26 protein-coding genes are annotated in these 25,285 nt (G+C 47.6%); 16 read left to right on the top strand and 10 right to left on the bottom strand.

Going from position 1 to position 25,285, the window contains the following annotated elements:
- The first annotated feature begins 48 nt into the window (after positions 1 to 48).
- Both rlmKL and Q8L79_RS12940 read left to right on the top strand, forming a co-directional pair.
- Positions 49 to 2,373, top strand: a complete 2,325-nt coding sequence (gene rlmKL, locus Q8L79_RS12945; RefSeq protein ID WP_305271912.1) for a bifunctional 23S rRNA (guanine(2069)-N(7))-methyltransferase RlmK/23S rRNA (guanine(2445)-N(2))-methyltransferase RlmL — start codon at positions 49 to 51, stop codon at positions 2,371 to 2,373.
- A complete protein-coding gene (locus tag Q8L79_RS12940) occupies positions 2,373 to 2,642 on the top strand; it encodes an acylphosphatase (protein WP_305271990.1) in 270 nt (89 codons plus the stop codon). Before rlmKL ends, Q8L79_RS12940 begins: the two co-directional genes overlap by 1 nt.
- A 32-nt stretch (positions 2,643 to 2,674) precedes the next feature.
- Here Q8L79_RS12940 and Q8L79_RS12935 read toward each other — a convergent pair whose 3' ends face one another.
- The 6 genes from Q8L79_RS12935 to Q8L79_RS12910 all read right to left on the bottom strand — a co-directional run bounded on the left by Q8L79_RS12935 (position 2,675) and on the right by Q8L79_RS12910 (position 7,694).
- Positions 2,675 to 3,286, bottom strand: coding sequence for a sulfite oxidase heme-binding subunit YedZ (locus Q8L79_RS12935; protein WP_305271910.1), 612 nt, complete (start codon positions 3,284 to 3,286; stop codon positions 2,675 to 2,677).
- On the bottom strand, positions 3,286 to 4,230 hold the full coding sequence (msrP, locus tag Q8L79_RS12930) for a protein-methionine-sulfoxide reductase catalytic subunit MsrP (protein ID WP_305271908.1): 945 nt from the start codon (positions 4,228 to 4,230) through the stop codon (positions 3,286 to 3,288). The genes Q8L79_RS12935 and msrP overlap by 1 nt, the downstream gene beginning before the upstream one ends.
- Before the next feature lie 509 nt (positions 4,231 to 4,739).
- A complete protein-coding gene (locus tag Q8L79_RS12925; RefSeq protein WP_305271907.1) occupies positions 4,740 to 5,036 on the bottom strand; it encodes a hypothetical protein in 297 nt (98 codons plus the stop codon).
- A gap of 157 nt (positions 5,037 to 5,193) precedes the next feature.
- On the bottom strand, positions 5,194 to 5,415 hold the full coding sequence (locus Q8L79_RS12920; RefSeq protein ID WP_305271905.1) for a VF530 family protein: 222 nt from the start codon (positions 5,413 to 5,415) through the stop codon (positions 5,194 to 5,196).
- A gap of 3 nt (positions 5,416 to 5,418) precedes the next feature.
- Positions 5,419 to 6,261: a PA4780 family RIO1-like protein kinase gene (locus Q8L79_RS12915; protein ID WP_305271902.1), complete on the bottom strand. Its 843-nt coding sequence runs from the start codon at positions 6,259 to 6,261 to the stop codon at positions 5,419 to 5,421.
- Between the two features lie 173 nt (positions 6,262 to 6,434).
- Positions 6,435 to 7,694, bottom strand: coding sequence for a TIGR03862 family flavoprotein (locus Q8L79_RS12910; protein ID WP_305271989.1), 1,260 nt, complete (start codon positions 7,692 to 7,694; stop codon positions 6,435 to 6,437).
- 182 nt (positions 7,695 to 7,876) lie between these two features.
- Here Q8L79_RS12910 and Q8L79_RS12905 point away from each other — a divergent pair, with 182 nt between their 5' ends.
- From Q8L79_RS12905 to Q8L79_RS12850, 12 genes are all read left to right on the top strand, one after another.
- Complete coding sequence (locus Q8L79_RS12905; RefSeq protein WP_305271900.1) at positions 7,877 to 8,206, top strand: cupin domain-containing protein; 330 nt, start codon at positions 7,877 to 7,879, stop codon at positions 8,204 to 8,206.
- Positions 8,207 to 8,360: 154 nt separating this feature from the next.
- Positions 8,361 to 8,798 carry a hypothetical protein gene (locus Q8L79_RS12900; RefSeq protein WP_305271898.1) on the top strand — a complete coding sequence of 146 codons (438 nt, stop codon included), beginning with the start codon at positions 8,361 to 8,363 and terminating at the stop codon, positions 8,796 to 8,798.
- A 55-nt stretch (positions 8,799 to 8,853) separates the two neighbouring features.
- Entirely contained in the window at positions 8,854 to 10,383 is a 1,530-nt protein-coding gene (locus tag Q8L79_RS12895; RefSeq protein WP_305271987.1) for a carbon-nitrogen hydrolase family protein, read from the top strand.
- Between the two features lie 296 nt (positions 10,384 to 10,679).
- Positions 10,680 to 11,540 (top strand): GNAT family N-acetyltransferase, encoded by an 861-nt coding sequence (locus Q8L79_RS12890; RefSeq protein ID WP_305271896.1) that lies wholly within the window; start codon positions 10,680 to 10,682, stop codon positions 11,538 to 11,540.
- Between the two features lie 7 nt (positions 11,541 to 11,547).
- On the top strand, positions 11,548 to 12,342 hold the full coding sequence (locus Q8L79_RS12885) for a 1-acyl-sn-glycerol-3-phosphate acyltransferase (RefSeq protein ID WP_305271894.1): 795 nt from the start codon (positions 11,548 to 11,550) through the stop codon (positions 12,340 to 12,342).
- A gap of 73 nt (positions 12,343 to 12,415) precedes the next feature.
- Complete coding sequence (gene pssA, locus Q8L79_RS12880; protein WP_305271892.1) at positions 12,416 to 12,928, top strand: CDP-diacylglycerol--serine O-phosphatidyltransferase; 513 nt, start codon at positions 12,416 to 12,418, stop codon at positions 12,926 to 12,928.
- A 101-nt stretch (positions 12,929 to 13,029) separates the two neighbouring features.
- Positions 13,030 to 14,046 (top strand): M14 family zinc carboxypeptidase, encoded by a 1,017-nt coding sequence (locus Q8L79_RS12875; protein ID WP_305271890.1) that lies wholly within the window; start codon positions 13,030 to 13,032, stop codon positions 14,044 to 14,046.
- On the top strand, positions 14,039 to 14,815 hold the full coding sequence (locus Q8L79_RS12870) for an alpha/beta fold hydrolase (protein ID WP_305271888.1): 777 nt from the start codon (positions 14,039 to 14,041) through the stop codon (positions 14,813 to 14,815). The genes Q8L79_RS12875 and Q8L79_RS12870 overlap by 8 nt, the downstream gene beginning before the upstream one ends.
- A gap of 90 nt (positions 14,816 to 14,905) precedes the next feature.
- A complete protein-coding gene (locus Q8L79_RS12865) occupies positions 14,906 to 15,703 on the top strand; it encodes a UDP-2,3-diacylglucosamine diphosphatase (RefSeq protein ID WP_305271886.1) in 798 nt (265 codons plus the stop codon).
- A gap of 141 nt (positions 15,704 to 15,844) precedes the next feature.
- Positions 15,845 to 16,369 carry a phosphatase PAP2 family protein gene (locus Q8L79_RS12860; RefSeq protein WP_305271884.1) on the top strand — a complete coding sequence of 175 codons (525 nt, stop codon included), beginning with the start codon at positions 15,845 to 15,847 and terminating at the stop codon, positions 16,367 to 16,369.
- Entirely contained in the window at positions 16,366 to 17,406 is a 1,041-nt protein-coding gene (locus Q8L79_RS12855; RefSeq protein ID WP_305271881.1) for an MJ1255/VC2487 family glycosyltransferase, read from the top strand. The genes Q8L79_RS12860 and Q8L79_RS12855 overlap by 4 nt, the downstream gene beginning before the upstream one ends.
- Positions 17,407 to 17,588: 182 nt before the next feature.
- A complete protein-coding gene (locus tag Q8L79_RS12850) occupies positions 17,589 to 17,780 on the top strand; it encodes a hypothetical protein (protein WP_305271879.1) in 192 nt (63 codons plus the stop codon).
- A gap of 57 nt (positions 17,781 to 17,837) precedes the next feature.
- On the opposite strand, the gene Q8L79_RS12845 is transcribed toward Q8L79_RS12850, so the two are convergent.
- Complete coding sequence (locus Q8L79_RS12845; protein WP_305271877.1) at positions 17,838 to 18,521, bottom strand: hypothetical protein; 684 nt, start codon at positions 18,519 to 18,521, stop codon at positions 17,838 to 17,840.
- Between the two features lie 349 nt (positions 18,522 to 18,870).
- Here Q8L79_RS12845 and Q8L79_RS12840 point away from each other — a divergent pair, with 349 nt between their 5' ends.
- Positions 18,871 to 19,182 (top strand): integration host factor subunit beta, encoded by a 312-nt coding sequence (locus Q8L79_RS12840; protein ID WP_305271875.1) that lies wholly within the window; start codon positions 18,871 to 18,873, stop codon positions 19,180 to 19,182.
- A gap of 113 nt (positions 19,183 to 19,295) precedes the next feature.
- On the opposite strand, the gene smbP is transcribed toward Q8L79_RS12840, so the two are convergent.
- The 3 genes from smbP to Q8L79_RS12825 all read right to left on the bottom strand — a co-directional run bounded on the left by smbP (position 19,296) and on the right by Q8L79_RS12825 (position 23,556).
- A complete protein-coding gene (smbP, locus tag Q8L79_RS12835; protein WP_305271873.1) occupies positions 19,296 to 19,640 on the bottom strand; it encodes a small metal-binding protein SmbP in 345 nt (114 codons plus the stop codon).
- Positions 19,641 to 19,754: 114 nt separating this feature from the next.
- Positions 19,755 to 20,993: an amidohydrolase family protein gene (locus Q8L79_RS12830; RefSeq protein WP_305271871.1), complete on the bottom strand. Its 1,239-nt coding sequence runs from the start codon at positions 20,991 to 20,993 to the stop codon at positions 19,755 to 19,757.
- A gap of 358 nt (positions 20,994 to 21,351) precedes the next feature.
- On the bottom strand, positions 21,352 to 23,556 hold the full coding sequence (locus Q8L79_RS12825) for a TonB-dependent receptor domain-containing protein (protein ID WP_305271869.1): 2,205 nt from the start codon (positions 23,554 to 23,556) through the stop codon (positions 21,352 to 21,354).
- A gap of 375 nt (positions 23,557 to 23,931) precedes the next feature.
- On the opposite strand from Q8L79_RS12825, the gene Q8L79_RS12820 reads away from it, so the two are divergent.
- Positions 23,932 to 24,891, top strand: coding sequence for a helix-turn-helix transcriptional regulator (locus Q8L79_RS12820; protein ID WP_305271867.1), 960 nt, complete (start codon positions 23,932 to 23,934; stop codon positions 24,889 to 24,891).
- Positions 24,892 to 25,285: the final 394 nt, after the last annotated feature.

The following is a 25,285-nucleotide window of genomic DNA, read 5'->3' as shown; positions in this document are numbered from 1 at the left end:
GGCTTTGGACATTTTGCCCTTAGCCTTTCGCCTTTTGCCTAAGCTCTTATGCCCACTTACCAATTATTTGCTACAACGCCCAAGGCGATGGAAACCATCCTTACCGATGAACTCCAAGCACTCGGCGTCAACAATATCAAGGCCACTCTAGCCGGCGTCTCTTTTCAGGGAGACTTGGAAACCGCCTATCGGGCCTGCCTGTGGTCAAGAACAGCAAATCGGATTTTACTGGTGCTGAGCTCTTTCGAGGTAAAAACCCAGGAAGACTTGTATAACGGCGTACAAAAAATCGACTGGTTTGAGCATATTAATCCTGAAGACAGCTTTGCCGTCTCGTTCAGCGCGAAAAACTCAGCGGCGATTAACAACACCCACTTTGGCGCATTAAAAGTTAAAGACGCCATCGTCGATCAGATGCGGGCAAGGTTTCAAACCCGACCCAGCATCAATACCGAACAACCCAATATCCGCATCAATGTGTATTTGAATGGCGAAAATGCTCAGTTGAGCCTCGACCTATCCGGCGAAAGTCTGCATCGCCGCGGTTATCGGGATGTCAATATCAAAGCACCGATGAAGGAAAACCTTGCGGCTGCCATGTTACTGCGTAGCGGCTGGCCCCAAATCGCCAAACAACAAGGGTCATTAATCGACCCGATGTGCGGCTCAGGAACCCTGCTGTTGGAAGGCGCAATGATCGCCGCCGATTATGCGCCGGGTTTGCTGCGCGATTATTTCGGCTTTACCGGCTGGAAAAAACACGATGCGCAATGCTGGAAAAAATTACGCGCGGAAGCCGAACAGCGCAAAAAAATCGGCCTGGAAAAACTGCCGGTTATTGTGGGCTTCGATCAAAATCGCCATACCGTCAACACTGCTCTGGCGCATATCGCCAATGCCGGTCTGCAAAATAAGATTCATGTTGAGCGCCGCGATATTGAAGACGCGGAACCCGCCGAAAGCTGGAACCCCGGCCTGTTGATCTGTAACCCTCCTTACGGCGAACGCTTGGGCGACGAGCAGGAAACGGCCGAGTTATACAAAAAATTCGGCGAATCACTCAAGGCGCATTTTACCGGTTGGAAAGCCGCGATGATCATCAGCAACCCGGAACTGGGCTTTCGTTTGGGCATACGCTCGCAAAAACCGATTACCCTGTTTAACGGCGCGCTTGAATGCAAACTGTTACGGCTGGATATTGAAGAACGCAATTTTTTCATCCCCAAAGCCAGAACACAGGAAGAACGCATTACTCAGGCGATTGAAACCAGCAAAATTCAGGAACAGCGGATTGCTCAAGCAACCCAGACCAGCACTACACAGCAACCCGAAACCACCAGCGCCGACACGCTTGCCGACCGGAATATAAGTGAGCTGGGAGCGGAAATGTTCGCCAACCGGCTCAAAAAGAACCTGAAAAAACTGTCCAATTGGGCCAAGCAAAATCGCATCACCTGCTATCGGGTCTACGATGCCGATTTGCCCGAATACGCGGTTGCCGTCGATATTTATCAAGGCGAAGCTTGCCGCTCCCAGCTCACGCCCCTCGCCTACATCCCTGTAGGCGATCAAATCTGGATCAATGTACAGGAATACGAACCGCCCAAAAGCATCGATCAACACAAAGCCGATCAGCGCCTGGCGGGGCTACTGGCCGAAATCCCCCGCGTCCTCGGCGTCAATCGCGAGCAGGTTTTCCTGAAAATACGCCGCAAGCAAAAAAGCACCGATCAATACGAAAAACACGATGATCAGGGCCGATTTCACATCATTGAGGAAGGCGGCTGTAAATTACTGGTGAATTTTGAAGATTATCTGGATACCGGATTATTCCTTGATCACCGGCCGATTCGGATGTTAATTCAAAAACAAGCCAAAGATAAAAGCTTTTTAAACCTGTTTGCCTATACCGGCAGCGCGACGGTCCATGCGGCAATGGGTGGGGCCAAATCAACGACGACAGTCGACATGTCCAATACCTATATCAACTGGGCAAAAAAGAACATGGCACTGAACGCCAACGAAGGGGCGCATGAATTTATACAAGCGGACTGTCTGGAATGGCTAACCATTGAAGCTCAGCTGGCTAACAGACACTACGATTTAATTTTTCTTGATCCGCCCACTTTTTCCAATTCGAAACGGATGGACGCCGTGTTCGATATACAAGCTGACCATGTGCAACTGATCAATAACGCAGTTTCTTTGCTGTCGCCGGGAGGTGTCCTATACTTCTCCACTAATTTCAGGCGTTTTAAAATCGACAAGCAGGCATTGTCTGATTTAATTGTAGAAGACATCAGTGCGGCAACTATTCCGGAAGATTTTGCCCGTAACCCAAAAATTCATTATTGCTGGAGAATTCAAGAGTGATGCGTAAAGTTAAAATCCTGGTTTCCGGTCGAGTTCAAGGCGTTTACTTTCGCCTTTTCACCCAGAACAAAGCCAAACATTTTGCTATAAAAGGCAGCGTCAAAAACCTTCCGGATGGCCGGGTTGAAATCATCGCCGAGGCAGGAAGCATGGCCATTGAAAAGTTTATCAAATGGTGCCACAAAGGTCCTATAACCGCCCGTGTCGATCATGTTGAAATTACTGAACTTCAACCTGGTGAATTGTTGACGTCTTTTGAAGTAAAGTAAAAGGCTAAAGGCTAAAGGCTAAAGGCTAAAGGCTAAAGGCTAAAAAGTTTAGCGGCTCTCCGGAAATAAACAACAATACGTACTGCCAATAAACCAGCTATCACCCCAGCGTAAATCAACGGCTCGGTATAATCTGACTTTATCAACCAAAAATAATGTACCAGAGCCGTAATTCCCGCCACATACACTAGCTTGTGCAGCTTTATCCAGCTTCGTCCCAATCTTTTCTGCATTCTTTTTGTTGAGGTTACGGCTAAAGAAAGCAACAACGAATAAGTCAGCAAGCCCATCAGTATATAAGGGCTTTTCGGCACCTCGTCTTTAAATGCCTCCCAGGATAACGACAAATCAAGGACGATAAAAACCAGCAAATGCAGACTGGCGTAGAAAAAAGCATACAAGCCCATCATACGCCTAAAGCGCATCGGCCAATTCTGCCCGGTTATTGTTTTACTGGGCGACAGCGCCAAACCGATGCACAAAAACCGCAAAGCCCAATCGCCAAAACCGAAATGCAGGGCTTCTACTGGATTAGCGCCAAGCTGATCGTTAAAGGCATCATTGGTCAGCAACAAAAAAGGCAGCAAGCTCAGTAAAAAAACAATAACTTTTATGGCCGCCCAGCCTTTTTTGCCGGGTAACATCAAAAATACTTTTTCAGATCCATACCGGAATAAAGTGCAGCGACTTCCGCACCATAGCCGTTAAACTTTTCGGTATCGCGCTTCGGGGTAAAGAGACTGCTGCCCAGCACCCGCTCGCGGCGTTGACTCCACCGGGGATGGGATACTTCAGGATTAACATTGGCGTAAAAGCCATACTCATTAGGCGCGCTTTTATGCCACGCAGTTTCAGGCATATTTTCGATAAAGCGTATTTTGACAATCGCCTTGATGCTCTTGAATCCGTATTTCCACGGCACAATCAAGCGCAACGGCGCGCCATTCTGATTAGGCAGCTCATCGCCGTACATGCCGGTGACCATCATCGTTAACGGATGCATGGCTTCATCGATGCGCAAACTTTCCACATAAGGCCAGTCTAAGCCGCCGGAGCGCTGACCGATCATGACTTTCGGATTATAAATCGTGGTAAATTCGACAAACTTTGCTTTTGAGGTAGGCTTAAACCGCTTCAACATGTCGCCCAACGGAAAGCCTATCCACGGCACCACCATAGACCAGGCTTCCACACACCGAAACCGGTAAATACGTTCCTGCACGGGATTATCTTTTAGAATATCTTCCAGATTGTAAACACCCGGCTTTTCCACCTCGCCTGCAACTTCCACACTCCACGGCTTGGTTTTTAATCCCTTGGCTAAAACAGTCGAATCCTTTTTATTCGAGGAGAACTCATAGTAATTGGTGTAATTCGCTACATCCTCACGATCGGTGACCGGTAATTTTGCGGAATAAGGCCCGACCGGCACATCGGCATATTTTCCCGCTTCTGCATGTCCTAAACTCGGCAACATAATCCCCGCTGAAAATATGGTTGCCGCTTTAATAAACTCCCGTCGGGATTCAAAAACCGCCCGGTCAGTAATTTCGCTGCTTAAGATGTTTGATTTGGTTTTAATTAACATGATCAACTCCTTTGTTCCAGACGATTGCCCTAAGGAGTTTAAATAATACATCAAACCGTTTTGACATCGTTAATATTGACAAGCGGGAAAAGCAATTTCGGTCAACGCAGTTTTATAAAAAACGTATTCACCGCAACATGAATCAGAATTTCGACAATTTCTCATCGTTAAACCCAATCGTTTTTTTAGCACCGTAGATTGCCGATTGCACTTATGAGTTGAATCTAAGCTTCTTTAAACATCTTTGGTCTTAAGATAGGCGATCAACTTTCTTTGGAATAGTCAAAGCAAGCTTTAACTACATAAATATAGGTAAGGAGTGTGAGCGCGACTGCATGGGCAAGCTGTTAGGTGACACAATGAGTGAAAAAGTGGGTATTGATAAATACCATATTTTTTTCAACTTTTATGTCATTTAATGTGTGCTGTTTTGATATAAATAATGAAAACTCTTGGAATCTTTGAAACCCATAGTGAAAAGATTGCTCGACTGCGGTGTTAGATTGTTGTTAATTATCGCCCCACACCGGAGAGCTGGGGCCAATATAGGGTTCTAAATTCAAACAATATTTCACAACCAATTTATCGGCGCTGGACACGATGTGGTGCTTTATTGAATGAACCGTATATCGCTTTGGATGTTCTAATGAAGCAATAATGCCAACTCCATCTAACCTTTCCCAACCTGTATCATCGAAGCGGTCTCCAAGATTTACTGCGATAAATGGTGCTGAAGACTTAAACCGAACAACCGGTTTATGCTCGCCTGATGTGTCACACAGTTCAAGTATGTATTCAGTATGCATTGGCCTAATAAGTAATTATTGGTTTCCATATATCATCGCTAATAATCATTATCTGGACAATAATCTCAGGATTTTTTCATTAACTGTGTCAGCCAAAATGTTGGACGACGAAAAGATGTCGCCCAACCCAGCTATCCGTTTATTAGGATAAAAATATTCAACCTTCTTTTTTTGAGAGATACAACTCTTCAACCTGCTTTCTGGCCCACTCGGTCTTTCTTAAAAACTTCAAACTCGACTTAATGCTGGGATCGTTATTAAAACACCGGATGTCGATCAACCTGCCCAGTTCGGCCCAGCCGTAATCGGCTACCAGCTCTTCGAGTATCCTTTCCAAGGTAACGCCATGCAGTGGATTTCCCGGTTGTTTGTCACTCATAATCTAATCTTCATGTTCATAGCGACGACGTATCGCTTCATCTCTGGCATCATTGATCTCCCGCATGATACTACCAACATCCGCCACTTTGCTGCTGGCCTTAAATCGGCCGGTCAATTCAACTTGCGGAGTCAAATCGCCTGTCTCATAAAGTTTCCAGATCTCTTTGCCATACTCGGTAGTAAGCAGTTCGGGAGCAAAACGGCCAAAATAATCGGCCAGATTATCGACATCGCGTTCCAGCATTCTGGCGGCATTATTATTCGCCGCCGCGTCGACAGCTTGCGGCAGATCGATGATGACCGGGCCGTTGGCGTCAACCAATATGTTGTATTCGGAAAGATCGCCGTGTACAAGTCCGACGCAAAGCATCCTAACCACTTCCTTAATCAGCAAGCCGTGGTATTCAAGAGCTTGCTCCCGGCTCAATTCAAGATCGTTCAATCTGGGCGCAGCGCTGCCGTGTTCATCAGTCACCAACTCCATCAATAACACCCCTTCGACAAAGTTGTAGGGCTGCGGAACGCGCACACCGGCGGCGGCAAGACGGTACAACGCATCCACTTCGGCATTTTGCCACACCTCTTCCTGCTGCTGCCGCCCAAACCGGCTGTTTTTCTCCATCGCACGAGCCTGACGGCTGTTTCTCACCTTGCGCCCTTCCTGGTACTGGGCCTGTTTGTGAAAACCGCGTTGGTTAACATCTTTATAGACTTTGGCGCAGCGTATCTCGCCTTCGGAGAGTACCACGTAGACAGCGGCCTCTTTACCGCTCTTTAACGGACGAATAACCTCGTCGACGAGGCCGTCCCGCACCAGCGGTTCAATACTTTTTGGAGTTTTCATAGCCGCCCTTATACGCTATCTTGGTAAAAGTTAAAAACATTAGCGGCCTTTTTCTTCGACATAGACTTTGATCCGGTAATTCTTTCGTTCATATTTTAGTTTATTTTATGATGTGCAACGTCGATAGGGTTAGCGATTTGCCTTTAACATCGCTTTGTAATCAATTTTTACATTCAATCCTGCAACCAGGCCAATACGCCCTCCCCTGCAACACGCCCGCTAGCAAAACAGGCGGTTAACAAATAGCCGCCGGTCGGCGCTTCCCAGTCCAGCATTTCACCGGCGCAGAACACGCCCGGCATGGAACGTACCATTAATCGCTCGTCGAGCGCCTCAAAGGTAACGCCGCCCGCACTGCTGATTGCCTCATCAATCGGCCTTGCGGCAAGCAGTTTAACCGGCAGCGCCTTGATAGCTTCGCAAAGATGAACAGGATCATCGAAATTCTCCTTCGATAAAGCTTCCCTCAGCAAGCCGGCCTTTAAGCTGTCGATACCAATTCGCTTGCGAAGATGATTTGCCATACTGTGCTTGCCGCGCGGCTGCGAAATTCTGTCGATAAGAAACTGTTTATCCTTGTCGGGAGCGAGATCAAGATAAATCAACGCCGTTCCCGATACCGCAATCTGTTCGCGCAACAAGGCAGACATCTTATAAATCAAGCTCCCCTCAACACCATCCGCAGTGACGACCAATTCGCCCGGCTGACAAAATTCAGCTCCGGCCGAATTGGTAAAAGACGCTTGCACTGACTTCAAAGGCTGTCCGGCAAAACGACTGCGAAAGAACTCGCTCCAAGCCACATCAAACCCGCAGTTTGAAGGCTGTAGCGGCTCAACCGAAACTCCGCGTTGAGCCAGCAACGGCACCCACGCGCCTGTAGAACCCAGTCGCGCCCAGCTACCGCCGCCCAAAGCCAGCACCACGGCATCTGCACTGACTTTCCGCTCACCCTCCGGCGTTAAAAAACGCAGCGCTCTATCCTCGCCATCATCCCAGCCCAGCCATTGATGACGCATATAAAAACTCACACCCTTTACACGCAATCGAGGCAACCATGCACGTAACAAAGGCGCAGCTTTCATATCAACAGGAAATACTTTTCCTGACGAACCGATGAAAGTTTCAATACCTAAACCCTGTACCCATGCTCTTAAAGCCTCGGGTCCAAACCTATCAAGCATCGGTTTAATATAGGATTGACGGGAGCCGTAGCGGGACAAAAACTTATCGAACGGCTCTGAGTGGGTGATATTCATTCCGCCTTTTCCAGCGATCAGAAATTTTCGCCCCACGGAAGGCATGGCATCGTAAAGATCGACCGTCACACCCGCTTGACTTAAAACTTCCGCTGCCATCAATCCGGCCGGACCGCCGCCGATAATCGCAACGGTTCGGTAGCGGCCTTGGTTCCCGGCAGTCTCGACCGCCATCTCTGGCGCTGTTAGGTTTATCAAGGTATTACTGATTGTCTTGCTCTCTACAATTAAATTGATTCATAACTCGAAGTTTCCATTACTTAACAGAGTCTCTGCATGACAAACAATAGCTATTATACAATACCATTTTGTCCTTGAATTCATAAAATAAAACCCACTATCGGCTCAAAAACCAGATGAATCCTGTTAACGCCAACATTTTTAAAAACATACCGAATCAATTATCGGAAGAGCTCATTGAATGCATCTTCAATCGGGATAATATTCGAATTGAACGCATTATATCCCAAGGTCATATTACACCGGCAGGACAATGGTACGATCAAGATTGGGATGAATGGGTACTGCTGCTTCATGGAGAGGCCATACTCCTTTACGAAAAAGACCATCAAACCTTCCATTTGAATGCCGGTGATTATCTGCTGATTCCGGCACACACCCGACACCGGGTTGAATGGACCCCGCCCGACCTTCACACCATCTGGCTGGCTGCTCATCTGCACTGAGGTAACATTAACGGCCTCATTCGAGTTTTCGGCACGCCGCGCTGATCCTGCATTGCCTACATTGGGTCAAGTAAGATTTATTTAACAAAATACAGCCATAAAAAACAGTATAAACGGTATATACTGTTTTTTTATTTAAGTATAACGGAGAATAATGATGAACCCAAGACAACCTAAATCCCCAAAAACTGCAACTGAACAGCCGGAAAATCAACCGATTACCGAAGCATTAACAGAGCATAAAGCAAACAAAAAAACCTCAAAAAAGCCATCAATAGCAAAAGCCGGTAATACCACGGAAGTCAAAGAAGCCGTTGAGATACCTGAAAAAGAAGCGGAAACGTCGGTTAAAAAAAGAAAATCCATTAAAGAAAAAGTAATCAGGGATAGCTTTTCTTTTCCGGAACATGATTACCTGAAAATTTCAGAACTCAAGCAAACCTGCCTGGCAGAGGGAATCCATGTTAAAAAAGGCGAACTTCTTCGTGCAGGACTCCAGTTGCTTACCCAATTGAGCCTTGCCGAACTCAAACAAGCCATCGAACAGGTTGAAAAAGTTAAAACAGGCCGCCCGAATTCTTCAAAAAAATAATGGATTAATTACATTGTAATAAAGCCGTCAAAAAGCAAAGTTATACTTTTTGGCTATGAAAAAAGACAAGATCAAAAAACATAAGCTTTTACTTCGGCATCTGACCCTTGACGATTACGCTAATATTGCGGTTTTAATGGAGCATGTCTACGGTAATTTGGGTGGGGCCTGGAAGAAAGACCAGTATACGTCCCAAATCACCCGTTTTCCTCAAGGGCAGATTGTCATTGAAGATAATGGCCAGTTAGTGGCCGCTGCATTAAGCATGGTCGTTGATTATGCCCGCTTTGGCGATGTCCACACCTATGCTCAAATTACCAGTAATGGTTATCTGACTCATCATGACCCACTCGGCGACACCTTGTATGGCGTCGATATTTTTGTCCACCCAAAGTATCGAGGCTTGCGCTTGGGCCGAAGATTGTACGATGCGCGCAAAGAGTTATGCCGCAACCTGAACCTGCGTCGATTTATTGCCGGTGGACGGATTCCCGGCTATGCCAAATACGCCGATACCTTAACGCCGGTGCGTTATATCGAAGAGGTCAAAAATCGGGAAATTTATGATCCGGTGCTTTCATTTCAGCTGTTTAACGGTTTCCATGTACGTAAGCTGTTAACCGGCTATCTGCCTGTCGATGTCGATTCGAAGGGGTTTGCTACCCTGCTTGAATGGGTCAATCTTGATTATGTCGATAAAACGCCATCGCTAGGCAGCTCCAAAAATGTCATCCGTTTAGGCGTTGTACAATGGCAGATGCGAACCTTGACCAGCGTCGAAGAATTGCTCAAGCATGCCGAATTTTTCATTGATGCGGTAGCCGGTTACCATGCCGATTTTGTGCTCTTCCCCGAATACATGAGCGCGCCGCTGATGGGCTTGTTTAATGATAAAAGCCCTCCCGATGCCATTCGCGCCTTGGCGGGTTTTACCAGTGAAATCAGGAATGGCTTACTGGAAATGGCCATGTCTTACAATATCAATATTATTGCCGGTTCCATGCCCGAGTATAGCGCCCATGAACTCTATAACGTGTCGTGGCTGCTCAGGCGCGACGGCACCTTTGAAGCCCAATACAAAATCCATGTCACCATTGACGAGGTCAGTTGTTGGGGCGTTAAAGGCGGCGATGCGTTAAAAGTGTTCGATACCGATTGCGGAAAAATCGCGGTATTAATCTGTTACGATTCCGAATTCCCCGAACTTGCCCGCTTGGCGACTATCCAGGGCGCGCAAATTATTTTTGTCCCCTTCTGGACCGACACCAAGAATGCCTATCAACGGGTACGCTATTGCTCTCACGCCCGCGCCATTGAAAATGAATGTTTTGTGGCGATTACCGGCAGTGTCGGCAATTTGCCGTACGCTGAAAACATGGATATCCAATACGCGCAAGCGGCCATTTTCAGTCCCAGCGACTTTTCATTTCCGCATGATGCGATATTAGCGGAAGCGACGCCAAACACCGAAATGACTTTGATTGCCGATGTTAACCTGGATTTATTAAAACAAGTCCGTACTCGCGGCGCTGCACGTAATCTTGCGAATCGGCGCCCGGATTTATATCGTTTAGAGTGGTTTTGAAAAATCGGTTAAACCTTTTATAAGAAATTATCACCACAAAGATACGAAGTTCTATTTCTTCGTATCTTTGTGGTGAATAAATGACTTTTAATCACCTGTTACCAGCATTCCGTGCTTAGCCGATTTGATTCTGAATGCGGCCTGAGAGTAATGAGAAGTTACATTCAACTCAACATCGCAAATAGCCTGTCATCAAAACTTAACTATTCTGTCATTTGATGTTCATGAGTTCGACACAAAACTGACACCTTTATTCATTAAGGTATCCACATCTTTATTTAGCCATGTGGATACCCATGAAAAAAACAGACGCAGCAATACAGTTCAAGTCTTCCAAGCGATTGGAATCTTTTGTTATCGCCAGGGATGGTGTGTATGCCGGAAACCTGCCGGGAGCTGGCGCGGAGGCAGACTCAGAAACGTTAATAAAAGAAGCCCAGGCGTTGCGTTTCCGTGTGTTCGCCAAAGAAATGGGCGCCAAGCTCAAGACCGAATCGGAAGGACTGGATTATGATGAGGTGGATAATTATTGCGATCATTTGATTGTGTATGACAACGTCAATAAAAAAATAGTCGGTTACACGCGATTGCTTAATCAAGATCAGGCGGAACGCCTTGGCCGTTTTTATTCTCAAAGCGAATTCAATCTGGATCAGGTATTAACGTTACCCGGCCGTTTTTTGGAAATAGGCCGAACTTGCGTTGACCCTGATTATCGCGGCAGCGCGGTGCTAACTACGCTTTGGTCGGCACTGGTTCAATACGCGCTTGAAGGACAGTTTAATTATTTGCTCGGTTGTGCCAGCATTACTCCGGGGCCCAGCGGTTTTGCCGTCGATGCGGTTTACCGGAATATCGATGCCAAAAATATTGCGCCCTCCTCTATTCAAGTCAATCCCAGCATCCCGGTACCCAGCGAATTAAGATGCGCTCGGGACGAGTCGGGTATTCCTCCTTTATTAAAGGCTTATTTTCGTTTCGGCGCTATGGTCTGCGGCGAACCTTGCTGGGATAAAGATTTTAACTGCATGGATTTATTTATGTTATTACCGCTCGACCAATTGCAAGAGCGTTACAGCAAACACTACATGCGCGGCTATATCTCCAGGGATGGAGTGTATACCGCAAGCCAATCGGGAACTGGCGTGGCGCAGTAGGCCGGCAATGAAATCGAAAATACGGCTGTACTATAAACTGTTCCTGGTTGTCGTCCTGTTTACCAATGGACTCATCATAGCTACGGGTGTTTTCCCGGCACTGAGTTTTTTATATTCAACGCGCGACGCCAAAGTCAAAAAGGATGCAATCAAAACCCGCTGGCTACGAAAGTTCAGCTCGATTGTTAACCTGCATATAATCAAAGATGGCGAGTTGCCGGAACGACGCGCCATCCTAATTAGCAATCACATCTCCTGGTTGGACATCATCGTGATCGGCCAATATTTACCGGCCTGTTTTATTGCCAAGAGCGACATTTCAAACTGGCCGGTCATCGGTTATCTGGCCCGACAAGCAGGCACTATTTTTATCCGTCGCGGCGATAAACAGCATATCCGGACTACCGCCGAAAAAATGGTCTGGTTGTTAAAACAAAACAGCAACATTATTGCTTTTCCTGAAGGGACGACGACTAAAGGCGACGAGGTTTTGCACTTTCATTCCTCTTTATTTCAACCTGCCTTACTAACCAAGTCAACTGTTCAACCCGTAGTCCTTCAATACCAAGGCACAGCCAAAGAACATGCGCCTTTTGTCGGTGACGATGCCTTTGTGCCGCATTTAATCAGGATGCTGGCTTTGGATAAAATCGAGGTGCGGCTTAGTTTTCTCCCTGTTATTAACAGCTCGGGAAAAGACCGTCATACCGTCAGCCTTGAAGCACGAGACAGGATATGGGAAAAAATTTCAGAAGGTGTACCGGCGGGTAATTCGGATCAACAGCGTTTAAAATCATCTTAAGGTTCAATTCATCACCCTGTCATGAGCCTGCTATAAGCTTGCAACAGTTATAACGTTAACCACAGGATACGCTATGAAAATTTTAAGTTTAATGAAAATTGCTGATATTTTTACCGTTGGAAATCTGTGCTGCGGCGTCCTTTCGATTTTGTTCGCCATTGACGGTTCTTTTTACTTAAGCGCATTGCTGCTGTTTTTGGCGGTGGTGTTTGATGTGCTTGATGGAAAAATAGCCGGTCTACTGCATCAAAAGAATCTTTTCGGCAAACAAATCGATTCCATGTCCGATCTGGTATCCTTTGGCGTTGCTCCCGCCTTGTTATTTTACTCACTGAGCTCTCCCGGTATGTTAGGCATCGCAGTGGCCTTGTTCTTTATCGCCTGCGGCATGCTTCGGCTCGCTCGCTATAATATTTCAGACGGAACGGGCTTCGAGGGCGTGCCTATTACCGTGAACGGTGTCCTGTTTCCGGTCCTTTTCCTGCTTTTTGGCAGCTTCCCTCAAAGCCTGAATTATTGGCCGATAGTCTTTTTAATTCAGGGTTTCCTGATGATTTCTACTTTTAAAATAGCGCGGATATTCTGATCACCTCCCTTGCATGAATCCAGTATGAAAAAAGAATTATTGTCGCAACCGGTTTTTTGGGAAATAGTGCTGTATTTGACTATAAATACTGATTCGGTTTTATGACTGCCATTAAATTCCCTGAACTCGAACAACTTGAACGCATTATTGAGCAATTAGGAGACCGAGCCCAAACCGAGGTCATAGAAAAGATCCAATACCAGGATCATGAATTCCCCATTCATTGCATTACCCTGGGATCGACTCAGCCCGATGTGCCTGTATTGGCCTTTTTCGGCGGCGTACATGGACTGGAGAAAATCGGTTCCGAAGTGATCCTGTCCTATATGGAAACCATCAGTCAGCTATTGGACTGGGATCAGGAATTTCTGGCCCGGCTGGAAAAATCCCGACTGGTTTTTGTCCCCCTCGTCAATCCGGTCGGCGTTTATCTGGGCACGCGTTGCAATGGCAACGGCGTCGACCTGATGCGCAACTCGCCTGTGGAAGGCATAGGCGCAACCCGTATTTTCAGCGGCCACCGCCTCACTCCCCGCCTGCCCTGGTATCGCGGCGATGAATCCAAAATGGAAAAGGAAGCTCAAGCTTTATGCCGCGTTGTACAACAACACATGTTCAATTCTCCGTTGTCGATCGCCCTGGATTTGCACTCGGGATTCGGCATTCAGGATCGACTATGGTTTCCCTACGCCTCGCGCAAGACCCCGTTTGCCTTTATTGCCGAAACCTTGGCCTTAAAAGAACTGTTTGATCGTTGCTATCAACACCATATCTACAGGATTGAACCGACCTGTCAGGAATATATGATTAACGGCGACCTGTGGGATTACCTGTTCGATGATTTTGTGCAACGCTTTGAGGCCGAACGCTTATTCCTGCCGTTGACACTGGAAATGGGCTCATGGCTTTGGCTGCGCAAAAGTCCGATGCATCTATTCTCGCGGCACGGCTTGTTCCATCCGCTGCTGCCGCACCGTCAGCAACGGATTTTTCGGCGGCATTTCATGCTGTTTGACTTTTTATACCGCAGCCTTTTGTATCCGGAACAATGGACACAGCTGAAGCCGCGACAAAAGGCAGCCTATGAAAAAAAGGCCTCAGGTCTTTGGTATGAATAAAGCGCCAGGAAAAAACTGGATACTGCTGAGAGGCTTGGCGCGTGAGTCGGGACATTGGGGCGATTTTGTTCCTCTTTTAAAATCGGCATTTCCGGAGGCTCAAATAACGCTGCTGGATTTGCCCGGCACCGGTTGCTTTCATCGGGAAACCAGTCCGAACACGATCAAGGCGATAACCGACAGCGTACGCCACGATGCGCTGGATAGGGGTGCCATACAACAACCGGCAACGATTCTTGCGCTTTCGCTGGGAGCGATGGTGGCCTGGGAGTGGATGCGCCGCTATCCCGAGGATATTTGCGGCGCAACCCTGATGAACACCAGTTTTGCCGATGTGAGTCCCTTTTATCACCGGCTACGCTGGCAAAGTTACCGAGACTTTGTCGCATTGGCGATGATGCGCGACTTGCATAACCGGGAATCGGGAATCTTGCGGTTGACAAGCAACCGCCGAAATCAGCGGAAACAAACCATTCGCGTCTGGGAAAAGATACAAAATGAACGCCCCATAAGCCTTAAAAACAGCGTCCGCCAGATTATAGCGGCTGCAACTTATCGGCCCGGCAAGATAAAACCGAAGCAACCGGTTTTATTATTAAACGGACTAGGCGATCGACTGGTTGCGCCGGCCTGCTCAGAGGCGATACACAAAAAGTGGAATCTGGAACTTCGCAGACATCTTTGGGCAGGCCACGACCTGACGTTGGATGACGGCGCGTGGGTGGTGCTGCAACTGAAAGAGTGGGTAGACATTGAAGCAGGCCGCTGAAACTTAATGGAAACGTCATCAAACAGTTAACTTCCTGTAATAATTCAAGGGTATTTTAGCTACCATCGAAACTTGTTAAAGGTGGATAGCATGACATTAAAGTATCGTTCAATTTGGATCTCAGACACCCATCTGGGCACTAAAGGCTGCAAGGCTGAACAGCTGAGGGATTTTCTCGATAATGTCGAATGCGACTATCTCTATCTGGTCGGTGACATTATCGATTTGTGGAAATTCAAATCCGGCTTTTATTGGCCTGCCCTGCACGGCGACATTGTGCAACGGGTGATCGACAAGGCCAAAAAAGGCACACGGGTCATTTATATACCCGGCAATCACGACGAGCCGTTCCGCAAACATGCCGGGATGCATTTTAACGGTGTTGATATACAGCTCAATGCCATTCATACCACCCGGGACGGCCGCAAGTTCCTGGTTCTGCACGGCGATGAATTCGACAGCATCGTCTGTCACAATAAAAATCTGGCTTACATCGGCGGCGAGGCTTATGAGGTATTGTTGGTCATCAACCGCTGGCTGAATGTGTTGCGCTCAAAAATGGGCTTCAAATACTGGTCCATCTCCGCATTTTTAAAGCACAAGGTCAAAAACATCATCAGTTTCATGGATAACTATCAGCATATCCTAAGCCTGGAAGCGCAAAAAAGGCATGTGGACGGGATTATTTGCGGACACATCCATCACGCCGACATAACTGAAATGGAATTCGGTAAAACCTACTGCAATTGCGGCGACTGGGTGGAAAGTTGCACCGCATTGATCGAAGATGAAGCCGGACAGCTGTCCATTGTCCACTGGCTGGAAGAAAGTCAGCAACTGCTGGATCAGCAGCTTGAGCCGCAACCCGAATATGCACAAGTAGCGTAAGTCTTTGTCACAAAAACTTAAACAAACGTTCATATCTTTGTCACAGAAGAGTTTTATGCTTTGCCTTGAAGGTTAACGCCTTTCGTCCCCGCAAAAGATCGCAACCGGCTTTTGTAGAGTTTCTCTCAAGAGGATAAAGATATGAAACTGCTCTATTCCATCCATAAATACGACGTTTTCATGTTCACCTGGCTGATCAATGCCAGAATACACGGCACCTTGACCAAGGCCAGCCGCTATATATCGAAAACCGGCGACGGCCCGCTGTATCTGGTCATCATAGGCTTGCTATATTGGAGTGAGGGTTTTGAAAGCCCCTTTTTGCATGCTGTTCTGTTGGCTTTTTTAATCGAAAGACCCATCTATTTTGTATTAAAAAACAGCCTGAAACGCAATCGGCCGCAAGCTGCTTTACAAAACTTTCGCAGCATTATTACGCCCTCGGATCAATTCAGTTTTCCATCCGGCCATACGTCCGCCGCTTTCATGATGGCGACTTTGCTCGGTTATTACTTACCCCCCTTAATGATCCTTCTTTATTGTTGGGCGGCATTGGTCGGTTTCTCCCGCGTGGTGCTGGGCGTGCATTTCCCGACCGATACGTTGGTAGGCGTCATCTTGGGCATCGGTACAGCGCTCTTTAGTTTGGGACAAATCGTAATATGAATATTTTTTATGGCGTACAGGGCACCGGTAACGGCCACATCACTCGCGCGCGGGTGATGGCGAAAGAACTTTATGCCGCCGGAATTGACGTTACCTTTCAATTTACCGGCCGCCCTGCGGATAAGTATTTCGATATGGAAGTCTTTAACGGCTATCAATCACGCACCGGCCTGACCTTTCATACCGAGAAAGGCCAAGTCAGCTATTTGAAAACCGCATGCGATGCCAAACCCATTACTTTTATAAAAGATATAAAATCACTGGATTTAAGCAGCTATAATCTGGTCATCAGCGATTTTGAACCGGTTACCGCCTGGGCGGCAAAAAACCAGAAAAAGCCTGTTTTGGGCATCGGACATCAATATGCGTTTAACCATAAAATCCCCAGAGAGGGATCGGATCCTATCGCCAATCAAGTTATAAAGTATTTTGCCCCGGCTGATGTGGGTGTCGGTTTACACTGGCATCATTTTGGCCAGCCCATTTTACCGCCCATTATCGACACGCCCGAAACGCCAAAAAGCATTATCAAAAACAAGATCATTGTGTACCTTCCTTTCGAAGACCAGAATGAAGTCATCCGGCTTTTGTCGCCCTTTAAAAATTTTGACTTTCATATTTATTCGCCGGAACCGGTTCCATCCAAATTCGCCCACATCACCTGCAATTCGCTGTCGCGCAACGGTTTCCAGAAAGATTTATACGATTGCGCCGGTATTATCAGCAATGCCGGATTTGAGCTGGCCAGTGAATCGCTGCAACTGGGCAAAAGAATCCTGGCTAAACCGCTGCATGCGCAAATGGAACAAATCTCCAATGCCGCCGCCTTACAGCAGTTAGGTTACGGGCACATCATGCATGATATGGACAGCTCAGTTATTGAACACTGGCTGCATGACAACCGCGCCGTCCATATTACCTATCCCAATATTGCCAAAGTGCTGGTGCAATGGATACAGAACGGTATGCCTGAAATGGATACGGATTTTATTGAAGCTGTCTGGAGTACTGTGGAGGTTTTGCAGATTAAGCAATGAAGGAGGAGAGTGAAACGAAGTACGCGGCGTGATGAAGAAATCGTCAGATCATTTTTCAATATGCAGAACTGCTTACATTGATGCGTTAGCTAACCTTGAGTTTCAATAATAAATGAGAATATTCATAAACAAAATAGCACTACCGGCTATGCTCACTTTTTAATCTATCGGAGAGTATACAAATGAAAGTAGCAAAGATAACCCCCCTTACGGTACGGCAATATGCAGCAATTTCCGACGAAGTTTACGACGAAATTGAGCGATGTGACTGTGCCGGAATGATTGCTGCCAAATGTGTCAAACACCCCGAATACGGCGACATCATCCTCATTTCATCGACTACCCATATCGACTGCTTAATGATTCATTTTTAACCTGCACTTGCAAAACATAGCGCAGCCTGAGACCTTTGCCTTTTCCTCGACAAAAGACTAATACTTCGTCCGCGGCCACCCGCTTTCGTCCAGTACGGCAATCGCCTCCTCGCAGCTGATTATATTTTCCTTGTTGTTAAGAATATAGTCCGCCAGACACTCAATAGCCTTCCAATGAGTGTGTGAGCTTATGAACTCAAAGGCTTTGTCAAACAGCTCAACCAGCTTTTCTTCGTGCCGACTTCCGGCTGCAATAAAAATATCCAGATACTCATAAACCTTTTCAAGGTCGGATGTGCCGCCGTAATAATGCAAGGCATCAATGTTAACCAGTCGGGCATTAAACTGCTCATCATCACGAAGAGCCACATGTTTTGCTTCCGCCAGAGGCCCTGCCAATAAATTGATCATATCCGCTTCAAAAGCAGTCTGATAGGCATCTTGCTCAGCGGCCGAGAAATAATGGGTGCTTTCAATCAGCGCAACCGGCAGGCTTTGAATCAGGCGGCCTCCTTCCACGACTGCGGCAAAATGATCATAAGCCAAGCGGTTATCCAAAGAACTGTCTTTTTGACAATCCAATGCCTTAATAGTGATTTGAAAATACACCGAGGGCAGTTGCTTTTGTTTATTGTAAAGATAAATGGCGGCAGCGTGACCCGCCTCATGGAAGGCTATTTGTCTGATCAAATCGTGATCGTTAATGGTATAGGATGTATCCGTCTGGTAATTCCGTTTCATGATTTCACCCGTAAGCTAAAAAGATGCGGTCAGGGCTGCCGGCCGCATTTAAAGAGGAAGGATAGCTAAACTCTAATTCCCTGAATAAGGGAGCAATCACAAGAGTTGCAAATATTCTAATGAATAAAATCGGCCTTGAAAATGTGACCGATTGACGCGCGACAATAAGCCGCGCAAATTGGCACGATACATGCTTAACATTTAAGTTTGCGTTATAAAAATGCTTACAGGCTGCATAAATACTGGACTTAAACAAATCATTATCCGGACTTCCAAGGCATTTAACACAGCAAAATAGGTCATATGCCGTACAACCCTATCTGACTTTCAACCCAACACAGGAGCTAACATGACTAAATCGGAACTCATCGACCTATTGGCTAAAAAATGGCCGCATTTAGAGCGGAAAGCGGTGGAACTGGCCGTTGGCTGCATGATCGAGCAGATGAGTAAAGCGTTGACCGCTAACGATAGAATAGAAATCCGGGGCTTTGGCAGTTTTTCCCTGCATTACCACCCGCCTTTTACAGGCCGAAACCCCAGAACCGGAGCGGAATTAAAGTTGCCGGCCCGGTATTCACCTTATTTCAAACCGGGCAGAGAGCTACGGCAGCGAGTGGATTTGTTAAGAACAAGCTGCGAGATTAAACAGAAAGCCTAGTTTTTACTAAAACGGCTTGAACGAATTCCAATAGGCGGTCTTATATCAGGGATGATTACAGCACCAGGCGGTGGTCAAGAAAGTTCTCAACCACCGTTCATCATACCGGTTTTTTATTGACCGATGGATTGACGCATATGGGTCATTGCTTCTTCGGTATGCTTGGTACCGACATCGGCATGTCCTTGTTTAGCGTGAGCTATAGCTTCTTTTAAATGCTTAACCGCATCAGTCATATGCACATGCGCCTCAGCATGTTCCTTTTCAGCCGCTTCGGCATGTTTTAGACCTTCTTCAGCATGCTTAAGCAGTTGGTCGGCATGACCGTCTTGTCCATGTGCCGTAGCCATAGCCGAATGCTCCAGTGCTTGCGCTGTATGATGTTCGGTAGCGTTAGCCTGTGAGCTTAAGCCAAGAGCGATGGCAGCCATTAATACAGTAATAGATTTTAATTTCATGAGAATTTTCCTTAAATGATTAGCAATGTTGCATCCCCGTAACGGCTATCGTCATATAAGACATTTGAGCATTATGGTTGACGTTAGTGTAAGGCATTCAGGCGGTCGTGTACATTAAGGCATTGTGACACTCCTTTCAAAATTGTTGAGGATAATGCTTCCGCCCGACACTACAAGATCGGGATATTCGAGTATTTTTAGCGCATGCGTAGGGTCGCCTTTGACGGCAATCATATCGGCCGGGGCGCCCGGTTGCAGAGTGCCCAGCAGCGGACTATTCAAATACCGGCCTGATTTCGATGTCGCGCTACGCAAGACCTCAATCGGCTGCATGTTTGCCAGATGCATCATAGCGATAAGCTCCTGCGCATCAATGCCCCAGGGAATGTCGGGATGCGCAATCTCGGCACCGTATAAAAGCGCCCCGCCCAATGCCGCAAAAGCGCGGGCATTGTGAGCGGCCCCCGTACACTTGGATAAGGTATCCAGCGTGGTGATTGTTTTTACCTGTTGCGATACCGCTTTTTTCAGCAACGCATCCGGAATAATGTCGCAAGGCACATGCGCCCATTCATCAATGCCGGCATCAACGGCTATCTTTGCGCCTTTTGCCTCGCCGATATGCGCCGCCACTTTGCGTCCCTGTCGATGGGCTTCATCGACTATCGCCCTGACGATATGTTCGGATAATAGCGGCCATCGCTTTTTTGAGCGGGAAGTCTTGCGATGGGGACCGCCATCGGCATGATGATGACCCGAGGCCCACGGCGCGCCCGCTTCGCCGCCCGGCTCCAACGCGACCTTAATCACGACCGCGCCGCCGTTAATAAGGGTGCGGACAGTTTCCCGCGCTTGCTGTTCGGTGGCAACGGCTATGGCGATATTTTCAGCCCCCAATTCAGGTATCGGATAACCGCCGGGCGCGGTGATAATCGGCCCGGAGGTCAGCACACGCAAGCTGCCGTCGCCGCCATAAGGCGGGTGCAACGGCCCGCCTACGTCCCGGATCGTGGTGATGCCGTGCTTTAGAACGGTATCGGCCGGAATATGTTGATAGGCCATATGTCCATGCAATTCGATGAAACCCGGCAGCAAGGTTGCATCGCCCAAATCGATGACTTTTGCCGCACCGGACTTGAATGTCTCGCGGGCGTCGATTTGGGCGATAAGCCCGCCGACCACCAATACCGAGGTATTCGTCCTCATATTATTGCCGTCGAAAACGCGCGCGGCATGAATAAGAACGGGTGCCGTTTCTTGAGCGATAATCGGAAATGAGGCAACGGCCGTTAAGGTTAAAAACAATAACGGTTTGATGAGGGCGTGTATTTTCATTATCAGGCGATTTTGCATTTCATGTCCTTTTAAACGGAGCCTGCGTTGTTCAATCAATAAAGTGTTAGGGATGTTCGGCTTTGGATGCATAAAGTTTGTTTTGCTTTATTCCCGCTCTACGTCATGTATTTAGAAAAGTTTATGTTTTGCGCATTGTCGGCAATTCACCGTTCGTAGCGCACCTTGACTGCATTCTCACGTAGCGAGTCACTGCCAAAGTTAAGAAGACAATGACGCCGTAGGAGCGGGCCGCGCCCGCGACATTTGGACGACGATTGCAAAGTTGCAGCGCTTTCATCGCGGGCGCGGCCCGCTCCTACAACGCTTAACTTAATGGCCTTGACGCAGCGCGTGGGAACGAGAAACAACGACCAAGTTAATAAGTGATTTCTATGCCGCCATAGAAAGACAGCGGTGCTCCCGCGTTTAACATCGCATCGGTTGCTGTTGCGGTGTTCATAATATTGGTATTGGCAACGTATTTGGTGTCGAGCAGGTTCCGGCCTTCGAGAAACACCTTGTAATGATCATTGGACCAGCCGGTACGCATGCCGAGCAGACCGTAAGCATCAATCTTATAGGTATTCGCGTAGTCTCCCCAACGCTTGCCGACCACATCGAAAGTAGGCCCCATAAAAAAGCCGTTCGCATGGTGATAGAGCGCCTCGCCCTTTAAAAAATATTTGGGCGCTGCCGGTAACGCATTGTTGCCGTAAGTGCGGTCATTATCAAAATTGAAATGGTTGATAGTGTAGGTCAGCATGGGTTTGATGGTATGCGTACCCTTGCCATCCAGGGCAAAGCTGCCGCCGATTAAACCTTCAATGCCTGCGTGAATGGTATTATCAAAGTTCGCCGCCTTGGCAGAACCGCCGGGCGGGGTCGTGGATAGAATCTCGTTATTAAGCCATGAATAATACAGCGACAAATCCCAGTTCACCGTGTTTAAGTTGCCGAGTTTTTGAGTGCCGCGCGTGCCTATTTCGACAGAAGTGCCCTCCATTGCCTTCAGGTTGGTAGTGCCTAAGCCTGCGGTGATGTTGTCCGATATGTTGTAGTTAGTCGGCGGTGCGTATAAACGGCTGACATTTCCATAAAGGCTGGCGCTCTTGGTCAGGTTATACATCAAGCCTAAACTGGGATTAATGCCGCTATAGTCATTGCTGTGGTTGCCGCCTTGAGAATACACATTGAAGTTGGCGTCCTGAGGAATCGGCAGCCTGGTATTATTGACTTCACGGTGCGCAAACACGCCTTGCAACGCGGGTGTCAGCGTCCATTTATCGGTAATATGCCAGTGATCCTGGGCAAAAATTTCGACGTTATCGGCTGCTTCCTTGGTGATTTGATTGGTCATAGGCCCACGCACGCCGCCGACATTCGTGTAGTTGCCGCCTTTATCCGAGTTGGTGCCGTAATTCACGCCCAGCAATAATTCATGACTGTCCAGACGCAGGTTGTAGCGGGCGGACGTACCCCAGTCCTGTTGGACTGAATCGACCAGCAGACTAAACCTGTCTGCCGTATCGCCGGGAAAAAAATGCACCGTATCGACGATCGGATGATAAAGATGCTGGTTTTCAAAAGAAAAACCGACATCGAACGAACTTTTGTCGTCAATGGTCCAGGTTGTTTTGTTGGCAACGCGCTCGGTCTCGGTATTCAACTGATAATTGCCGCCGATAGCCTGGCTGCTGGCCTGATAGGGGTTGGCGTCGAATTGCGCCCTGGTCAACTGCCCCGGCAACTGCTGATTATTTTTAATGTAGCTGACAAAGGTACGGTTAACCACGGAATCGGAGATTTGCCAGCCGAAGTTGCTGTAAAGGCCAAAGCGATCCTGTTTGTTATGGTCGCGGTAGCCGTCCCATTCTTTGCCTTCCAGAGTCAATAAGCCGTCGAAGCTGTCATTGAAAACCTTGCTGACCGTGCCGCGACCGAGAAACTGGCCGAAACTGCCGCCGCTGAGTGAGAGCCGCGCGGTAGGACTGTCCTGAGCGGTGGGCGAGGTAAAATCGATGGCGCCGCCCAAGGCGCTGGCGCCGTACTTAAACGCATTGCCGCCGCGGGCAACGGTTGCGAAACTGGAGGCCAGCGGATCGATCATGCGGTTGTGGTTGTTGCCGTCAGCGGCCGTGACCGGCAGGCCGTCTTGCAGCAACTTAACGCCGCTCCCGGCAAAGTTGTTGGCATCCAGATTCGAACCGCGGCTGGTTATAAACACTTCGTCGTTGCCGCTTTGGCTGGTCGCCCAAACACCGGGCACGTAGCGGAAGAAATCCGCTACGCTGGATACATTACGGTCATGCAACTCATTGATATTAACCAGGCTGACGCCGCCCGGCGAAAGAGCGACTTCTGCGCTTGCCGTTTCAAGTTTCCGGTCGCTTTTTTCCGTCACTTCCATTGTTTTAAGTTCGATGGGAGATTGTGCTTCGGTCGTTTTTTTCTCTGCTTTAACTGTTTTCGGCTGCTCTTGCGCCATCACTGCGCTGCTGGAATTAACCAGTAAAAAGGAAATAACCAGGGGGCTGCTTAGCTGTAAAAGCGAAACAGGTCGATTGGAGCGTATGAATTTCATGATAATTCCAACGTAGTAAAGAAACACGCCTCAGTATTGGCTGAGAATTTTTTATTCGACAGTCAAAGCAACACTTGGCTTTGGCTCGAATACGGTGCGGAGATACTACCCAATACCGACAGCGATTTCCTCGCGCATTCGTATGGCAAAAGGAGTATTTCGTATGCCAAAAGTAGGATTGCGCGATATGACCCGGTTTCTTCAATTTAGTGTGTGATATGCCGTACTTTTTACACCGGAATGTTTTTTATCGCCCCCCAAAAAACCATTAACGCCATGAAAATAATGCGATAACAAGTCAAGGCGCAGTTTGTGCTTAGGATTTGGTCAGTAATAACCTGGATGTTTTATAGTCACAAAACCAAACGAGTCATAATGGAAACACAGCAAACAACAGCGAAACGGTGGCGCATCAGCAGCGACGAACTGCAATTTCACCAGCAAAAAAACTGCCTGCATCAGTCCTTACCGGAAGATTTAGGCGTGGGCCGCTCAGCCATATTCCAGCTTGACCAAGACTTAAGCTATATAGAAACCCGCTACACGCCGTCAAAAGACCTGGCTGTTTTGAGCAAAACAGACTATCAGGAGCCGAGACTGGTGGTTACGCTAGGCTTAAAAGGGCAATCCCGATTTGCCGAAAAAAACGGCGATGAAGTTGTTTTTAACGAGGGCTACACGTCGATAACAACCATGCGTTCAAGTGTTGGCGAACGGCAATACCAAGCCCATAAACCGACGATGCAGCTTCGTTTCGCACTGACTAAGAATTGGCTGAACCGATATGTTGGCGAACATAAGACTACCCAGCTGTTTAACAAAAACGGCATTCAATTATTAAGCTATCGGCCTATCTCTCCACAGGCGATATGCGCTGCGCAACAGTTATTGAACTGCAACGAATCCAGGGAAACCAACCGGATATTCATGCATGGACAAATCATGTCGCTGTTGGCTTTTGAGTTAAGCCACCTGTGCGAAGACAAGCGTCGAAATTCAGCGGAATTCAATCAAAAAGATGCCGCTATCGCAAAGTCGGCGCGGGATATTTTATTCCATGAATTCAAGAACCCGCCGTCAGTGGAAGAGCTGTCAAAACGGGCGGGAACCAATCAATTCAAATTAAAAAAGCTATTTCATCACTTTTTTAACAACACGCCTTACGGTTTGCTGTTGGAAATCAGGATGAATAATGCCTATCAATTGCTGGAATCGGGACAGTGTCAGGTGGGTGTTGCCGCAGATCGGGTTGGCTACAGTCATGCCAGCAATTTCAGCACTGCGTTTGTTAAACATTTTGGGATTTCACCCAAGGCCATTTCAAAAAAGCACTAAGATAGTCCGTAGCAAAAAGCATTATTCACCACGAAGGCACGAAGGACACGGAGTTTTATGTTTTTTCTCCGTGGTAAAAGGAACAAATGTTTTTTTTCATTTTGTTAAAAACTTTCCTGATTGGCAAGATGCTTCAGTCAGAGACAAAATATTCGATATACCAACAGCTAATTCCAAAAAATGCGACCTGTAGAGACGCGATTTATCGCGTCTGCTCTCCAGTTTGACCCAAAATCCGGAAAAGGCGCAACGATTGGATACGCGATAAATCGATAGACGCGATAAATCGCGTCTCTACGGTTGGTTGGCTGAAGCATCTTGCTAAATCAGGTCAACTTCGTTATCTATCCTTCCAGCAACAACCGATGCAGCGTAATTAAAGTTACAATGGCCT

This window comes from Methylobacter sp. (assembly GCF_030680395.1).
Classification (GTDB): domain Bacteria; phylum Pseudomonadota; class Gammaproteobacteria; order Methylococcales; family Methylomonadaceae; genus Methylobacter_A.
This window is presented reverse-complemented; position numbering and strand designations above follow the sequence as displayed.

What these genes read in the sequence shown, in the direction of transcription:
- Q8L79_RS12825 (WP_305271869.1), bottom strand. Translation starts at nt 23,556, where the DNA reads ATGAAATTCATACGCTCCAATCGACCTGTTTCGCTTTTACAGCTAAGC.
- Q8L79_RS12925 (WP_305271907.1), bottom strand. Translation starts at nt 5,036, where the DNA reads ATGCATACTGAATACATACTTGAACTGTGTGACACATCAGGCGAGCAT.
- Q8L79_RS12850 (WP_305271879.1), top strand. Translation starts at nt 17,589, where the DNA reads ATGAAAGTAGCAAAGATAACCCCCCTTACGGTACGGCAATATGCAGCA.
- Q8L79_RS12905 (WP_305271900.1), top strand. Translation starts at nt 7,877, where the DNA reads ATGAATCCTGTTAACGCCAACATTTTTAAAAACATACCGAATCAATTA.
- Q8L79_RS12840 (WP_305271875.1), top strand. Translation starts at nt 18,871, where the DNA reads ATGACTAAATCGGAACTCATCGACCTATTGGCTAAAAAATGGCCGCAT.
- Q8L79_RS12900 (WP_305271898.1), top strand. Translation starts at nt 8,361, where the DNA reads ATGATGAACCCAAGACAACCTAAATCCCCAAAAACTGCAACTGAACAG.
- Q8L79_RS12845 (WP_305271877.1), bottom strand. Translation starts at nt 18,521, where the DNA reads ATGAAACGGAATTACCAGACGGATACATCCTATACCATTAACGATCAC.
- Q8L79_RS12855 (WP_305271881.1), top strand. Translation starts at nt 16,366, where the DNA reads ATGAATATTTTTTATGGCGTACAGGGCACCGGTAACGGCCACATCACT.
- Q8L79_RS12940 (WP_305271990.1), top strand. Translation starts at nt 2,373, where the DNA reads ATGCGTAAAGTTAAAATCCTGGTTTCCGGTCGAGTTCAAGGCGTTTAC.
- rlmKL (WP_305271912.1), top strand. Translation starts at nt 49, where the DNA reads ATGCCCACTTACCAATTATTTGCTACAACGCCCAAGGCGATGGAAACC.
- msrP (WP_305271908.1), bottom strand. Translation starts at nt 4,230, where the DNA reads ATGTTAATTAAAACCAAATCAAACATCTTAAGCAGCGAAATTACTGAC.
- Q8L79_RS12920 (WP_305271905.1), bottom strand. Translation starts at nt 5,415, where the DNA reads ATGAGTGACAAACAACCGGGAAATCCACTGCATGGCGTTACCTTGGAA.
- Q8L79_RS12935 (WP_305271910.1), bottom strand. Translation starts at nt 3,286, where the DNA reads ATGTTACCCGGCAAAAAAGGCTGGGCGGCCATAAAAGTTATTGTTTTT.
- Q8L79_RS12885 (WP_305271894.1), top strand. Translation starts at nt 11,548, where the DNA reads ATGAAATCGAAAATACGGCTGTACTATAAACTGTTCCTGGTTGTCGTC.
- Q8L79_RS12910 (WP_305271989.1), bottom strand. Translation starts at nt 7,694, where the DNA reads ATGGCGGTCGAGACTGCCGGGAACCAAGGCCGCTACCGAACCGTTGCG.
- Q8L79_RS12875 (WP_305271890.1), top strand. Translation starts at nt 13,030, where the DNA reads ATGACTGCCATTAAATTCCCTGAACTCGAACAACTTGAACGCATTATT.
- Q8L79_RS12870 (WP_305271888.1), top strand. Translation starts at nt 14,039, where the DNA reads ATGAATAAAGCGCCAGGAAAAAACTGGATACTGCTGAGAGGCTTGGCG.
- Q8L79_RS12895 (WP_305271987.1), top strand. Translation starts at nt 8,854, where the DNA reads ATGAAAAAAGACAAGATCAAAAAACATAAGCTTTTACTTCGGCATCTG.
- smbP (WP_305271873.1), bottom strand. Translation starts at nt 19,640, where the DNA reads ATGAAATTAAAATCTATTACTGTATTAATGGCTGCCATCGCTCTTGGC.
- Q8L79_RS12820 (WP_305271867.1), top strand. Translation starts at nt 23,932, where the DNA reads ATGGAAACACAGCAAACAACAGCGAAACGGTGGCGCATCAGCAGCGAC.
- Q8L79_RS12865 (WP_305271886.1), top strand. Translation starts at nt 14,906, where the DNA reads ATGACATTAAAGTATCGTTCAATTTGGATCTCAGACACCCATCTGGGC.
- Q8L79_RS12915 (WP_305271902.1), bottom strand. Translation starts at nt 6,261, where the DNA reads ATGAAAACTCCAAAAAGTATTGAACCGCTGGTGCGGGACGGCCTCGTC.
- Q8L79_RS12890 (WP_305271896.1), top strand. Translation starts at nt 10,680, where the DNA reads ATGAAAAAAACAGACGCAGCAATACAGTTCAAGTCTTCCAAGCGATTG.
- pssA (WP_305271892.1), top strand. Translation starts at nt 12,416, where the DNA reads ATGAAAATTTTAAGTTTAATGAAAATTGCTGATATTTTTACCGTTGGA.
- Q8L79_RS12860 (WP_305271884.1), top strand. Translation starts at nt 15,845, where the DNA reads ATGAAACTGCTCTATTCCATCCATAAATACGACGTTTTCATGTTCACC.
- Q8L79_RS12830 (WP_305271871.1), bottom strand. Translation starts at nt 20,993, where the DNA reads ATGCAAAATCGCCTGATAATGAAAATACACGCCCTCATCAAACCGTTA.